This is a genomic window from Cupriavidus necator N-1, from assembly GCF_000219215.1.
Lineage (GTDB): Bacteria > Pseudomonadota > Gammaproteobacteria > Burkholderiales > Burkholderiaceae > Cupriavidus > Cupriavidus necator.
In genome coordinates, this window is record NC_015726.1 from 2,862,681 (window position 1) to 2,876,976 (window position 14,296).

14 protein-coding genes are annotated in these 14,296 nt (G+C 63.2%); 4 read left to right on the forward strand and 10 right to left on the reverse strand.

Annotated features, from left to right (window positions below; all coding sequences use genetic code 11):
- Positions 1-61 precede the first annotated feature (61 nt).
- Both CNE_RS13450 and CNE_RS13455 read left to right on the forward strand, forming a co-directional pair.
- The gene (locus CNE_RS13450) at positions 62-1,276 is read left to right on the forward strand and encodes a polyhydroxyalkanoate depolymerase (protein ID WP_013957652.1); all 1,215 of its coding nucleotides are present in this window, start codon (positions 62-64) and stop codon (positions 1,274-1,276) included.
- 77 nt (positions 1,277-1,353) lie between these two features.
- A complete protein-coding gene (locus tag CNE_RS13455; protein ID WP_013957653.1) occupies positions 1,354-2,256 on the forward strand; it encodes an aldose epimerase family protein in 903 nt (300 codons plus the stop codon).
- Between the two features lie 15 nt (positions 2,257-2,271).
- Here CNE_RS13455 and CNE_RS13460 read toward each other — a convergent pair whose 3' ends face one another.
- The 4 genes from CNE_RS13460 to CNE_RS13475 form a co-directional block, all read right to left on the reverse strand.
- Positions 2,272-2,649: a DUF5594 family protein gene (locus CNE_RS13460; RefSeq protein WP_013957654.1), complete on the reverse strand. Its 378-nt coding sequence runs from the start codon at positions 2,647-2,649 to the stop codon at positions 2,272-2,274.
- Positions 2,650-3,086: 437 nt separating this feature from the next.
- A complete protein-coding gene (locus CNE_RS13465; RefSeq protein WP_013957655.1) occupies positions 3,087-3,779 on the reverse strand; it encodes a helix-turn-helix domain-containing protein in 693 nt (230 codons plus the stop codon).
- A gap of 15 nt (positions 3,780-3,794) precedes the next feature.
- Positions 3,795-5,141 (reverse strand): MFS transporter, encoded by a 1,347-nt coding sequence (locus CNE_RS13470; RefSeq protein WP_049800572.1) that lies wholly within the window; start codon positions 5,139-5,141, stop codon positions 3,795-3,797.
- 274 nt (positions 5,142-5,415) lie between these two features.
- Positions 5,416-5,766 carry a DUF2958 domain-containing protein gene (locus tag CNE_RS13475; protein WP_013957657.1) on the reverse strand — a complete coding sequence of 117 codons (351 nt, stop codon included), beginning with the start codon at positions 5,764-5,766 and terminating at the stop codon, positions 5,416-5,418.
- A 194-nt stretch (positions 5,767-5,960) separates the two neighbouring features.
- Here CNE_RS13475 and CNE_RS13480 point away from each other — a divergent pair, with 194 nt between their 5' ends.
- On the forward strand, positions 5,961-6,206 hold the full coding sequence (locus CNE_RS13480; RefSeq protein ID WP_041228056.1) for a helix-turn-helix domain-containing protein: 246 nt from the start codon (positions 5,961-5,963) through the stop codon (positions 6,204-6,206).
- A 677-nt stretch (positions 6,207-6,883) separates the two neighbouring features.
- Here CNE_RS13480 and mobH read toward each other — a convergent pair.
- Positions 6,884-8,728 carry a MobH family relaxase gene (gene mobH, locus CNE_RS13485; RefSeq protein ID WP_013957658.1) on the reverse strand — a complete coding sequence of 615 codons (1,845 nt, stop codon included), beginning with the start codon at positions 8,726-8,728 and terminating at the stop codon, positions 6,884-6,886.
- A 318-nt stretch (positions 8,729-9,046) separates the two neighbouring features.
- Here mobH and CNE_RS13495 point away from each other — a divergent pair, with 318 nt between their 5' ends.
- Complete coding sequence (locus CNE_RS13495; protein ID WP_041228448.1) at positions 9,047-9,421, forward strand: DUF3742 family protein; 375 nt, start codon at positions 9,047-9,049, stop codon at positions 9,419-9,421.
- A 36-nt stretch (positions 9,422-9,457) separates the two neighbouring features.
- On the opposite strand, the gene CNE_RS13500 is transcribed toward CNE_RS13495, so the two are convergent.
- The 5 genes from CNE_RS13500 to CNE_RS13520 are packed head-to-tail and all read right to left on the reverse strand — an operon-like array spanning position 9,458 to position 14,141.
- A complete protein-coding gene (locus CNE_RS13500; protein ID WP_013957659.1) occupies positions 9,458-10,975 on the reverse strand; it encodes a conjugal transfer protein TraG N-terminal domain-containing protein in 1,518 nt (505 codons plus the stop codon).
- Positions 10,976-10,990: 15 nt separating this feature from the next.
- Entirely contained in the window at positions 10,991-11,344 is a 354-nt protein-coding gene (locus CNE_RS13505; protein ID WP_013957660.1) for a hypothetical protein, read from the reverse strand.
- A complete protein-coding gene (locus tag CNE_RS13510) occupies positions 11,341-12,723 on the reverse strand; it encodes an integrating conjugative element protein (protein WP_049800620.1) in 1,383 nt (460 codons plus the stop codon). Before CNE_RS13510 ends, CNE_RS13505 begins: the two co-directional genes overlap by 4 nt.
- Before the next feature lie 30 nt (positions 12,724-12,753).
- Entirely contained in the window at positions 12,754-13,704 is a 951-nt protein-coding gene (locus CNE_RS13515) for a TIGR03756 family integrating conjugative element protein (protein ID WP_013957662.1), read from the reverse strand.
- Complete coding sequence (locus CNE_RS13520) at positions 13,701-14,141, reverse strand: TIGR03757 family integrating conjugative element protein (RefSeq protein WP_013957663.1); 441 nt, start codon at positions 14,139-14,141, stop codon at positions 13,701-13,703. The genes CNE_RS13515 and CNE_RS13520 overlap by 4 nt, the downstream gene beginning before the upstream one ends.
- Between the last annotated feature and the right edge of the window lie 155 nt (positions 14,142-14,296).

The following is a 14,296-nucleotide window of genomic DNA, read 5'->3' on the forward strand; positions in this document are numbered from 1 at the left end:
GTCTAAACTGATGGCATACATATTGCGGCTGGCAAGTACCAGAATAGCGGGGAGCCGAGCCATGCTGTACCACGCTTACCAGATCTACGCGGACATGATACTGCCGGCCTGCACGCTGGCGGAGTTGGCTGCCGCGACGCTGGCGGCAAATCCCAGGTCCGGCGGTTTCGATGCGGTGCCCCGCCTGCGCGCCGCCTGCGAGCTCATCGCGCTGGTGCGGCTCACACACCACCGGCCGGCCTTCGGCATCGACCACGCCACCGTCGGCGGACAGCCGGTGCCGGTCACCGAGGAAGTCGTCGCGCGCACGCCGTTCTGCTCGCTGCTGCACTTCCGCCGCCACGGCATCGTCGGCCAGCCGCGCGTGCTGCTGGTGGCGCCGATGTCCGGCCACTTCGCCACGCTGCTGCGCGGCACGGTCCAGACCATGCTGGCCGACCACGACGTCTATCTCACTGACTGGCACAACCCCCGCGACATTCCGCTGCTGGCCGGGCGCTTCGGCTTCGATGAATTCGTGCAGCACCTGATCGGCTTCCTGCAGACGCTGGGCGGCGGCACGCATCTGGTGGCGATTTGCCAGCCAACCGTGGCAGCGCTGGCGGCGGCCGCACTCATGGCCGAGGACGAAGACCCTGCCCAGCCGCCCAGCCTGACGCTGATGGCCGGCCCCATCGACGCGCGCGTCAATCCGACCAAGGTCAACGTGCTGGCCATGAGCCAATCCCTCGAATGGTTTGAGCGCACCTTGATTGGCATGGTGCCGCTGCGCTTTGCCGGCGCGATGCGGCGCGTCTACCCGGGCCACGTGCAGCTGCTGGCCTTCATGAGCATGAACCCGGAGCGGCACGAACAGGCGCTGCGCGAGCTTTACGCCCTGCGCGAGCGCGGCGAGCACGACAAGGCCGACGCCATCCGCGACTTCTACATCGAGTACTTCGCCACCATGGACCTGACCGCGGAGTTCTACCTGGAAACCGTCAGCCTGGTATTCCAGCGCTTCCTGCTGGCCCAGGGCCTGCTTGACGTGAGCGGTCGCCGTGTGTGCACGCGCGCCATCCACCGCACCGCCCTGCTGACCGTGGAGGGCGAGCGCGACGATATCTGCGCCATCGGCCAGACCGTGGCGGCGCAAGACCTGTGCACCAGCCTGAGCCCCTACATGCGCATGCATCATGTGCAGACCGGAGTCGGGCACTATGGCGTGTTCAACGGCAGGCGATGGGAGACGCAGGTGTACCCGCTGGTGCGCAACATCATCTACACCAGCAGCTAGGACGGCAGCGCGCTGGCCTGGCTTATCATGGCAGCTGCGCCGGGCGGCACGCGCACGGCGCGGCACCAACGATCAACATGCCATTGCTTCCGACACAAGACTTCCAGGGCCAGCCACTGGTCCGGGTCGGCGATGCCGACACGTTCCTGCTGCTCGCCCCGCAACACGGCGGCCGGCTGGTCCGCTGGGTGCACCGCGGACAGGACATCCTCTACTGGCCGGACGCCGCCGACTGGTCCCGCCCGGCCAAGGTCCGCGGCGGCAACCCGCTGCTGTTTCCGTTTATCGGTCGGCATTTTGCCAATGGCAATCCCGGGCAGTGGCGCGACGGACAAGGGACGGTGCACACGCTGGCGCAGCACGGCTTTGCGCGCGACCTGCCCTTCGACGTGAGCGCCATCGACGCACAAGGCGCGATCACGATGACGCTGCGCGACAGCGATGCAACGCGCGCCGGCTACCCCTTTACATTCGCCTTCGACGCCATCTACCGCTTGCTGCCCGACGGCCTCGAGGTCACACTGCGCACCACCAATACCGGCACGCAGCGCCTGCCCTGCTATCCCGGCCACCATTTCTATTTCGCGCTGCCGCACGCGCAACGTGCCGCCGCGTCGCTGGCATTACCGGGCACGGACCGCATGCGCCAGCTACCCGATGGCAGACCCGGGCCCGCAGAGCCAGGCGAGACGACGTACCGGCTGGACGATCCACGCCTGCAGGACACGTTCCACGTCTTCCGCGACAGCCCGTCCGCCACGCTGGCGATGCCAGACCGCCGCGTCACGTTCGAACTCGACCTCGCCGGCAGCGCGCCATGGCATGCCGTGACGACCTGGTCCGAAAACGAAACCTCTGACTTCTATTGCGTGGAACCGTGGGCAGGCCTGCCCGACGCGATCCACCACGGCCAGGGGCTGCGCTGGATCGCGCCGGGGCAAACGGAAAGCGCGGTATGCCGGCTGCGGGTGGCTGGCTGAGCCAGTGCACCAGGCTCAGTGCTCGAATTCCAGCCCGCCGATCAGGATCGCCGGGTCAGCCTGCGATAGCGAGCGGAAGTCGATCCCGCGCGGTTCCTGCCAGGCGCGCAGTTTGGCCGGCAACGCCGCCAGGTAACCGGCAAGGCGCACCTCGCCACCCCCCGCGAACAAGCGCTGCACCTCCAGCCCATCCCACGCCAGCGTGATATCCAGCGCATAAGGGTGGCGCCGCAGGTCCGGCGGACCCTCCCCGGTCACGCGCAGGCGCGGCGGCCGGCCGGGGGCCTCGGCGGGCAGGGAGTGGAGTTGGAAGCGCCGGTCATGCTGACCAATCGCGGCGGCGATGCGCGGCACGCATTCCGCTTCAAAGCGGGCGAAGAAATCGGTGGTCAAGGTGGCGGCGTCCTGACGTTGCGAGTTGGAATGATGGCGGCACACAGCCGTGCGCCATCGTGCCAGCCGCTACACGCCAGCCGGCGTCAGGCTGGCCGGTACACCCAGCAGCCAGGTGAGTGGCTCCACATCGCCCTAGTAGCACTGGTGACCCAGGACTCCATACTCCCCTTACCTTTAAAAGGTTATAAAAGGCCTTTTAGGTAGGCTACGTGTTCCAGCCGTTGGAAGGCCGGCTGTGCCAGCTATCCCCTGGGGATAGCTGGCAGAGTTCGGCTAGTTCATGGGCTGCGCACGCTGTACCTCTCGTGCTCAATACCAGGCGACCTGTTTGTCACTGCGCGTCTGCCTTCTTCCTCAAACCCCATGCCTGGGGCGATTCGGATGGTTGGGCTTGGAGCGGCGCTTGCAAGCGCGAATCTTGACCCTTCAGCCTTCTACAGACGGATATCAATGGAAGCTGGCGTGGCGAATAGCTTGGGTTCCTTGCCGAGCGGAAATCCGATCACGTACAGGACGTTAGCTGGCATTGGCCTGTCCGGGTCCGAGCTTCCCTTCAGCAGCACTTGGCGCTCGGCATAGCAGAGCGAAACGCCAAGGGTCTTGAGCACATCGATGTTGGCTTGCATTGTGTCCGACGCCTCGCGCTTCTCTGCTTCGGTATAGGCGTCCAGGGCATCGCGGTAGTTACGGAAATATTCCATCAGTGCGGCGAAGCGTTTGTCCGCTTCGCCGCCCATTTCGAAGGCCAGCTCCGACATGTCCATCGTGCTGGTCTGCGCCAGCTCCGCCAACTGCTTACCCGTGGTCAGCCGAATCGCCGCGAAGGTGACGTGCTCCCGGTCGAACTGTTCCTGCGCTGCCTTGAGTTCGTCTTCTGGTGGAATCGCGAATGGCTTGTTAAGCGCGTCGATGTCCAGGAAATCGAACGCGCTGGCCAGCGCCCGGCAGATGTCGGGGCCAGCGGGCCAGCCTTGTTCGACGCGCTGGACGGTTCGCACGTTGAGTCCTGCGATCACGGCTAGCTGCTCTTGCGTCCATTGCCGGGCGTCGCGGAACACCTTGATGCAGACAGCCAGCTCGGCGGGAGTCAGCAGGCGTACTGGTGGCGTGTTTTCCGTCGCATTCATTTCGTTGCTCCTTCGTTATCGACTGACGTGGCCAGCCATGCTGGCCACGCCATTGCGCATGGCATGGCCGCACCTGGCGAGGGGCCAGAACGCAAGCAAGAATCCGACAGCGGCCAGCACTGCCACATAGTGCGCCGGCGCCATTGCGTCGTGCTGCAGCCACAGCGTGAGAATCATCGGCGTGAGGCCGCCAAAAACTGCGTAAGACATGTTGTAGGCAAACGAGAGACCGGTGAACCGCACCGGTGCCGGAAAGGCACGCACGCCGGCAATCGGCACAGTGGCGATGGTGCCGACGAACAGACCCAGTAGTCCGTAGTGCCAGAACAGCGTGCCAGGCGTGCCGGGCAGGCTGTCGTAGAAGAGGTAAGCGGTCACGAACAGGCCACCCCAGCCGATCAGCATGACGGCGCGCGTGCCAATGCGGTCGCTCGCCCAACCGACGATCACGCAGCCGATGGTCAGCGCGAGCGTAGCGAAGGCATTGGTCTCGAGCGCAAGCGCGGCGGGAATGTGGTGCACCTTCTGTAGGTAGGCGGGCGTGTACAGCACCACCACGACGATAGAGGTAGAAAGTACCCAGGTCAGCAATGCGACGAACAGGCTGGCCGAGCGGTGCTCGCGCAGCACGGTGCGGATCGGCAGTTCGCGCGCCAGATTGCTGCGGCTAGCCAACTCGCGGAACACGGGTGTCTCGTGCAGAAACCGGCGCAGATACACCGATACCAGTCCAAACACGCCGCCCAGGATGAAGGGGATGCGCCAGGCGAAATCGCTCACCTGCTCTGGCGAGTAATGGCGATTGATGGCGACGGCAACGAGCGAACCCAGCAAAATGCCGCCGGTGATACCCGAGGTCAGCGTGCCGATACCGAAACCGTAATGCCGGCTCGGCATGTGTTCGCCGACAAACACCCAGGCACCGGGCATCTCGCCACCGATGGCCGCGCCCTGCAGCACGCGCATCGCCAGCAGCAACAGTGGCGCCGCGACGCCGATGCTGGCGTAGGTGGGCAGCAGTCCGATCATCAGCGTGGGCGCTGCCATCAGCAAGATCGACAGCGTGAACATGCGCTTGCGGCCAAGCCGGTCACCAAAGTGGGCGATCACGATGCCGCCCAGCGGGCGTGCCAGATAGCCGGCGGCGAAAATGCCGAACGCCTGCAGTTGTCGCAGCCAATCAGGCATGTTGGGCGGGAAGAATAGCGCGCCCAGCACCGTGACGAAGAACACGTAGATGACGAAGTCATAGAATTCAAGCGTGCCGCCGAGGGCGGCAAGACCCAAGGTCTTGTAGTCGCGAGCAGCCAGCGTGCGTACCGGAGCGGGTAAGACGCCGCCAGGTACGCTCAGGGGATTCACAGGTGGTTCCTGTTGTGGATTCACGGTCGGTCCTCGTTAGGTAGTGATCAATGGACTTCGGTCAGGGCCGGTCCTTTTGAGACCGAGACCCCATTGGTTGCGCGTGAGCGATGCCGATCAGGCATCGTTCGGTGCGCCACGCCCGCATGGAAGCGGTCAGTTGCCGCACCGTCTTTCCATGCTGGTTACTCGCGGAATCGACGCCCCTGCATCAATCAATGAGGCGCAGCAGAGGGCTGTCGGGCCCGCCTACCGGAATGGCCGGCTGGTTCGGTCAGTCGGGGATCGAACCGTCAACCTGCGCGAGCTGCGCATATGCCGATAGCGATCGGTTTGGCCGGAAGTACAGGTCGCGAAGAATCGGCTTTTTGAGCGGTCCAACGATGGATGCCAGGTCGGACAGCTTCACATGGCCCAGTTCGGGCATGCCGATACCCACGTCGCATAAACCGTAGGCGGTGTCACCATCGGCGGGGTCGAGCGCGGCCAGTAGCCAGGTCGCATGCGCGTCAGGCGTAAGCAGCCGCACCACAGGCAGCGGGTCGCTGGCGTGGCCGGTTGCGTACGCGTGGCCGTTGGCGAGTAGCTGTGCACGTTGCTCCTCGGTGATTAGGGTTGGGTACATCGATGTTTCTCCTAAAAATTCACTCCACCGGCGGGGGGCAAGGCGATAGCGGGGCCGGCCTGGCGTCCCCCCGAACTTTGCGCGCCGAAGCTCGCGCATAGGGACCGCGCGGGCCACGCCCGCAGCAGCAAAAGATCATTTTTTGGGTATCCTATCCCGTGGTATCGCGTCCGTCAAATTGCGACCATTGACGCATGGCGAGACCCTCACCGAAACACTCTGGCAACCCCGCACTTGCATCCATTGGCAAGACGGTCCGTGCTATTCGGAAGGTCCAAGGGTTTTCACAAGAAGATTTGGCGCTTGCGACAGATATGGACCGCTCTTACATCGGCGGTATTGAGCGGGGCGAACACAATCTGACAGTGCTCAACTTGGCTAGGATCGCGAGCGTGCTAGGCACGTCTGCCGGTGAGCTTCTCACTCAGTCAGGCGTGTAAGAGATGGTCATGGACACCTAGGGTCGCTCGACTGGCTGACTTCTTTCCACGCCGCGCCGAGATATGTCGATCTGGACCGCCGTCGTCTTGAATTAGACTGACATAGTCACAAAGCGGCGCAGCGGCCTTTGACTAGCGGCCCTCCCCTGCTTGGGACCAACCTAGGGACCCTGAAATTCGACGACGCACCCAGGCAAAGAGCAGGCATGATCCGCGACCCGTTCCTGCTTGACATCGACGCCGCGCTGATCTGCAACCTCACCGTCCAAGTCCCGTGAGTGACCGTGACGACCGCCGCGACCGGGACTGAGCTCATCACAAACGAGGAAGCGCAGAACCAGAACAGCGCTATGTAAGCTACAAAGATCAAGACGCACGCCATAACAACAATGTGACAGATTGCCATACGTCGACTACCCTGGTCATCTTGGCTTCCAGTAGCTTACCGAGCCGCGCCAATACCTATGCAAGCTATTGCAAAATTGACGCGAGCGCATCGGCAATGCGGTACCGCCCCCCAGGAGTTAGGAATCGCACATATTGCCGGCTCCCTCGCGCTCGCTCAGGGGCGTCAAAGTCAGACGGACGCCGATCAAAATTGAAATTACGCTCCCCGCTTGCGTCGCAGCGCCTCCTTCAGTTCCATGGAAGATGCCCGCTGCGCAACCTTATGCTTTTTAGGCCGGGACTACACGCGGTGACTCCTGCCCAGAACTGGCGGACGGGGATAGCGACAGGTAAGGGTTGTTCGGCGGCATATCGGAGAACAGGACTCGTGGGTCTTCCAACAGGTAGCCATGAAGTCTCCGCGACTTCCGCGGCCCCACCACGGTGCAGGTCCAGATATTCGCGCCGTCCTGCTGTTTGCGGTGCAAGTGCAGTTTCTCGAACCGTTTCTGCACCCATTGCCAATCGGGCACTCGAGCTTGCTTGGCAAGGAAAGCGGTTTTGGGATGTTCTTGGGCATAGCGCTGGAACACACCGGGGCTGACTAGATAGACGGTATCGGCGACCGTATGCACCAATGCCTTGGCGTCATTGATGATGAGCGTGCGTGCTTCGATGTGCCGGCGCAGCCAAGCAACAAAATGCTCGCCTGACGGCGTTTGCTCCTGTCCCGAAGTTAAGGCGGGTGCCAGGGAAACCGAGTCGATAGGCGCCCTCGACTCTGCGGACTCGACGGTCCGGTCTTCTATAACTGATGGGTCGATTTCCGTGAGTGATAAGGTAGCCGCCGACGCTGCGCCGGGAGCGACTAGCAGATCCAACGCTTCGCCGCTATCGCCCGTTGGCTGGCTAGCTGACGAAGACCGAGTTGCGGGCGAAGGCGCACTGCTCGGCACCGATCCGAGATTCGTTGCCTCCCCCGCTTCCTGGACTACCGTCACCGTACCGGTGAACGATGGGGGCCGCTGATCTCCTTCCCAGATCAGCGAGGGTGTGAGGCGCAGAAGCGTGAAGGTATGGGACCAACCGACATCGCTTGTCACGGTACCTTTCCAGATCGCCTTGCCGTCCAGAGTGGGTAAGGCGATGCCGTGATCCTGCAGCACGTTGAACACGGCCGTATTGCTCGCCGGAATCCCGTCGATGCCCTGCGACAACAGGTGTGCCCGCAGCTTATCGGAAACGGTCTTGCTCACTAACCAGAGCGCATCCTGAGTCAACCAGCCATCGGAAGCCTGAGGCTGGTTCAACTTGAACTCCTCTTTGAGCAGATAACGCAGGCCCTCCAGCAGCTTGCGCTGCAACGCGTTGCGGGACACAGCCAGCGCCTTACTCGGATCACCGCCGAGCTCCTGAGCGACCGAGGCCTGATCGGCCTGAACCACCAGCTCGCCTAGCATGCCGGCGTGCTCGTTCTGGCCTGCCAGGACATAAAGCAAGGCGGTCCACAAGTCAGGATACCCACTCAGCCAGTCGAGAATGTCCGTATCGAGCAGGCGCGCGTACAGCAGCCCCGTTGCTGCGCCGTGAAGCCGGTACTCGCGATTCTTGGGGTAACGGAAGCGGTACGGCAGTCGAAGTGGCCCATGCCAGGGATGCCAGACAGTGCCGTCGCCATACTCGACCTGCAGATCCACAGCGACCTTGCCGACATCGTGCAGCAGTGCCGCGTAGGCCGTGCCCGCGGTCCAGGCTTCCGCTTGGGCAGCTTGAGCTTCCGGCGTCGAGCCAGCCGGAAGGAGATGGGCTTGTCGCAACTTCAGCGCGTAGGCGACGGTTTCCAGTCCGTGATCCAACATGCCGCCGGGGTAGGCATGGTGGTGGCTTTCCGAGGCCGGAAACAGTTGGACCAGCTCGGCGTAGCGTTCCAACGGCGCGCCGTACAACGTGGCGAACTGGTTGCGGGAGACGGAAGTGCGCTGCCAAATGTGCTCCAGCAGCTTCTGTCGGCGCGGTGTCGCCAGCAGTGACGCGGCCGATTCTGGCCGCGTCAGCCCATTAGGAGGCTCCATGGTGGCCGTAGACCGGGTGTCGGTGTTGGGCGGCACTCTCCTGCGTAGGAACAACGAAAGCATGGCGAATTTCGGATGACGGACAAACTTTGGATCCTTGGATATAGCGTCAACAGTTCTTCACAGGCCACAGTCAATGCGGGCTTCGCCAAAGTCGGATTGACCGTCGGTTCCTGCGAGACCCCACTGACCAGGTTAGGGCTTGTCACGTTGTTGGCGCCGAAGGTCGACCACCTGATAACCGGCGACAAGGGGCTGCTGGCCGCCAGTACCCCGTCCTCACGCCCGCGGAATTTTGGGCACGCCACGCAGTCTGATTGGATGTTGCAGGGAAATCAGCCTCTCGGTTGAAAAACCGTGCAGGGGCATGAGGTAGCCACGATGAAACACGTTGCACAAACCACTTTCGCGGAGGGTGTGGGCCGGACCCTGGGCCGGCTGTCGCGGCGTGTCATGCGCCTGGGTAGGAAGGCAACTGGCTGGCTGACGGCGCATGGGCTGGCACCTGGCGTTGCCAAGGTGGTGGTCCTGGTCACCAAGCTCGTTGCACTCGGACTGCTGCTCTACACCGCTTTCTGGGCGTCACTGCTGCTCACGTTCGCTGTGGCGGCGGCTCGGGTGGCTCGGAACACCGAATATGGCGAACCAGAGGAATGGGCGATCGGGGAGCAAGCTAAGCACAAGAAGAATCCAGGATACGACCCCATTCTTTATAACGACACTCCAGACCCCGGGTTTTACGACCCCCCGGATTGACAAAGACTGAAGACCGGCAAGCGGAGAGGCCGGTATTCACCTGAGCTTGTTCGACACGACCCCCGCCCCCTTTCCTCCGGCTTGACCCGCTGGCCGCGTGACATCCGAAAGACCTTGGAGCATGCCGCCGGCACGTACTCCTGCCAAGGACAGAGCCGCCACCCAAAACGTAGGCAGCACAATAAACATCGTCGCCATGACGAAGTTCAGCAGCATGTCGCCGAAGGCATTGTTCAGGCCGATCAAGGGATCGAAGTTTGAGTGCGGCCGGTTCGCACCAAATCCCCAGCCGTAGAGCGCATCGAGGATCGTGCTGTCCAGCCAGCGCGCAAGTTGGAACCAGAAGTCCACGAAGAACAGCGCGAACTCGGCGCAGCTCACAGCGACCACGGCCTTCAGCTCGTAGGTGCCGAACAGCAGCACCAGTGGGATGCAGATGACGAGTGCCATCTTGAGCAGCGACAGCACCATCGGCAGTGCCTGGCGCACCACGTCCATGGCTGGGAAGAAACCAGGCGACCCGGCGGCTAGGCCGAGATCGCCAGTGCCGCGCGCCACAATGTTGGGCAGCGTCTTCTCGATCTGACCGCCGTAGTCGGTATAAACGGCCCCCTGGTTCATCTTCTGATGCCGGGGCGAGACGACGGCGCGGACCACCGAGTCGTTGACCTCATTCTGCGAGAGGAACCCCGCCCATCGCCCGATACGAGAGAGCAGATCGGGATCGACCTGGCCCAACAGGCGTGCGCGCAGCCCACTGCTGCCATCGGACCACCATTGCCGGCAGGTCGGATAGCCGCCGCCACTGTCCACCTGGGCCAGCCCCGCATCGCGGGCCGCGTCATAAGGCCAAGCCGTGCGCGGTGTGCTCGAATGGTAGGTGTCGTAGAAGCCGGCGGTGTTGAGGAAGTAGCCCGAACCGATCCAGGTGACGTCGTTCATCTGTTCGTCGGAGAGCGTCGGCCGGCTCATGAACAGCTTGGCGCGCGAAGGGCCATAGCAGTCACGCACGAAATCGCCAACTTCCTGGGCCAGCACCGGGTTATCGATGCGAGTGGCGTCAACATCCATGCGCATCTGCCGCAGGTCAGTTCCACAAGGAATCGCCGCCACCGCGGCGCCCGTGACGGCCTTCGAGATGGCGTGCATGAAGAACCACCACACCGGCACCAGTGCGCTCTGGTCATTGAGCGTCGTATAGGAGCTGGACCAACCCGTATCGGCCGGCTGGGGGACATTGACTTGGCACTGCCGGGAACGGCTCGTGTCGAATTTGATCGTGCTGAGATCAACCGGAATGAAGGGGATGCCGGCGAACAGGATCACTACGATCGCAACCCACACGCGGTTCTCGATGCGCATCGAGGACAACACGCCCTTGTTGCCCTCGTCCGCGCCTTCTGTCCTCGCGCGCAGCCACTCGTGGATCACGATGGCAACGAACGGCAGCGCGAACAGGCCGCTTTCCACGAGGATGTTCCAGATGCCGTTGTTGACCACCCACCCCACCAAGGTCAGGTAATACTCCAGGTAGTCGGTCGTGTAGAGGGTCATGAGGTCATCCCAGCTTCAGGCATGGCGCAGCAGTTGGCTGCCTTCGAGCAGCACGATGGTGATCACGGCCGCGATCTCGACTCGCAGCAGGCGTTGATGCGCTTCGCCCGATGGCTCGCGCTGCCGCAGGCGCCCGCGCATCCACCACCAGCCATAAGCCGTCGCTCCGTAGAGAAGCAGCCGCCAGACGAGGAAATGGGTCGCGTGAGCACGCAGCCAGTGCTCCCAGCCGTCGACGCTGCCGATGACGTGGATGCCGGCCACACTCACAACCACGAAGATGCCGGCTGCCACCAGTATCCACAGCAGCACAATGCCCACGCGGCGGCTGAGCAGCCAGGCCGGCCGCAGCCAGGTCCGGGCAGTCACGGCGTGCTCCGCGGCTTCTGCACTTCCTTGAGCCGATCGCGCGTGGTGTCGCCCTCGAAGATGCCGCGCGATCCGCCGGCGCGGGTGTCGTGGCGCTGCACGATCGCCAAGGCGGAGTTCCCGGCCAGTGTGCGCCGCAACTCCAGCTCGATCTTGACGTTGTTGATCTCCTGCTCCAGCGTGCCGTTCTCCCGGTCGACCTCCTTCACGGCCAACTCATTGGCTGCGACGTTCGGCTCCTTCTTGCCGGTCAGCAGCGTGCGCTGCAGCAGCAAGGCCTTCTCCAGCACACTTGACAGCGCCACCTCGGAAGCCAGCCGCTTGCCCAGCAAATCCTGGTCGGGCTCGTCTCGCAGGGCTTCGATCACGCCGCGGGTGATCGGCAGCGAATTGCTGCCGGCCGCCTCGAGGTTCGCTACTGTCGTCGGCTTCACACCCGTCACCAGCTCCTGCAGTGCCTGCAGTTTGGCTTCGTACTCTTCCTGAATCACCGGCGTGAGGCCGACGCCCGGCGTGGTCTGCGTCTTGGTGCAGTTGTCGCAGGTGCGCTGCTCGCGCTCGCCCAACACACGGGTGGCGAAGTTGATAGCAGCCTGTGGCGAGGACCACGTGAGGCACGTCAGCCTATTGCCGCAGGACGCAGGCGGAATCGATGACGTCTCCGTGACGTCGCGCCCGTTGAGCAAATTGTAGCCCGCACGCGTTACGTCGCTCACCACCTTGATTGGACTCTGGCTAGAGCCGCCCGCATTGCGGCCGCCTACCCATGGCACGCCGTTGTTGCCCTTGTTCGATTCGGCCCGCGCGATAGCTGACACGGCATCGGTACTACTCACCGCATTGCGCAGCGCCATACCCTCGGCGAGTTGGTCCCAGCCCGCCTGGCCGCCGGCCAAATCCGCCATCCGGTTGGCGATGGCCCGGCAGGTCATCTTGGAGCGGTCGAAGTCCAGGCGCGCCTGCAGCACGCCGTTGGCTAACAGGTTGTAGAGCGCCGGATCCGCGCGCTGGATGATCAGCGCCGGCAGCGACGCCACGGCGCTGGTGGCGTTCTGGATCACTGAGGACATGATGGACTGGAAGCCGCTAGTGGCACCGTTCAGCTGGTTCTGCAGCGTCGTCGTTAGACTCATGTCCCCGCAGATAAGGTTGCTGTTCCAGCCGACACCGACGCCGATGCTTTTCATGTTCCCAGCCCCGCTCATGGACACGGCCCGGCCACCGCCCACACTGTAGAGCACGTCATCGCCAATGACGCTGCCGCTCGCGCTTGCGCCATTGCGGTCGATATGGGTCTGCGCCCACGTGACGCCAGCTGCCGCCGTGACGGCGCAAGCGAGCGCGATAATCAACGCGTAGGGCCTAGCACGCCCTGTCATGCAGGAATAGAACACCTTCATCGGGAAACCTCATGTTAAATCAACGCTACCAAGGAAGACCTGTCCCCGACGCTGGCAACAGGCATAGGGCCGCCACAGCGCCCAAGCGTAGTCGCCCTGCTTGGCCTGCACACGCGGGCTGCTGTGCGGAAAAACGGCACAGGAGTTCGAGAGCGTCGGACTCAGCTCTTGCCACTTTCCGGTGGAAGCGTTGCCTTCCAAAAGTGCGCCAGCCGGCCAGTAACCATCCCGGGTATTCGCCAGCAGCGGTTGATAGACGTGGGGCTGGGCGCGCCGTGTAACGACGTCGCCCGCGCGCTGCGCGACCACGGCAGCGCTCTTGTAGTCATCGGTCTGATGCAAGAATCCGCCGCGCGGATAGACATTGCCCCACAGATCCCCCGTCACGCGGCTACCGATCTCTCGCATACCAGAGGTCAGCGCCTCCGGATACGCCATCTCGGGCACGTTGTAGCGCCAGGCCGCCGTGTCGAGCGTGCTCAGAAAGTACGGCATGAAAGCCGTACCCGCGCCCTGACAGGTGTAACCAAAGGTCCTGGCGAACTCGCTGAATACCGAACCCGCAGGGTGCCCAATCACGTCGGTGTTCTTGAACTTCGCCACGTTGTAATCATTGCCATGGTTCACGGTGCCGTCGCCACCGGCTTGGGCGGTGTCATTCGGCATGCTCATCGCACGCACTTCCATCCATGGGTTCTCGCCGGTATTCGAATAGCTCGATACCACCGCATCCGGCACGTAATGACGTACTTTCAACGACGTACGCACACTGCACCCCGACCATGAGCAATACAGCCAGTAGCAGATGCCGACGACGCGGTATTCCAGACAGCCGGGCGACGCAGAAGAGGCCACGATGGTGGCCGTGGTCAAAGCGAATGCCGACGCGGCACCGCTCAGGAGCGCTAAAGCCATAGCCAGCCGAAACCGGCGAGAGAGTGGCAAGAGCAGGCGATTCATGGCTGTTCCCTCCGATGGTTTTCAATGCGCGCCACGGCGCGCGCAACGTCCGGCTCGCCATAGACCACATAGCGGCCGTCGACCACTACGGCAGGCACCTTGGTGATGCCCAGGGCCCGAGCATCGGCGAACCCTTGGTAGGCCTGGCCTATCCGGCGCTGAAGTTTGCCCTCGCGTAGGCGCTTGCGCACGAGGTCGGCGGCGAGGATCGCATCTGCGGGCAGGCCCGCAGACAGCTCGGCCTCGATCCGCGAGGGAAGGTCCAGTTCGATGATTCGCTCACCGCCCATGGCTCGTACTGGATGGCGGCTGTCGGTGATGACAAGCACGTCGGCGGCGAAAGCGGGCGTGCAGAATGTGATCAGCATGGTTGGCAATACAGCAGCGAAGCTTGGGGCCGGCCACCCCGGCAAGAACTTGAGTAGAAGGGCTGACATGCACGGGATCCTTGGAAGCTGATCAGAGCCATAGTCAAGCGCTGAAGGCGGCATCGCTTCGACAAACAAGACGCACTGCGCGCGTTCCGTTTGTTGGCTCAGCAAGAAACGCGTTGCATTGGCGACAAGAAAAGCGGGAGCCGAAGCTCCCGCAG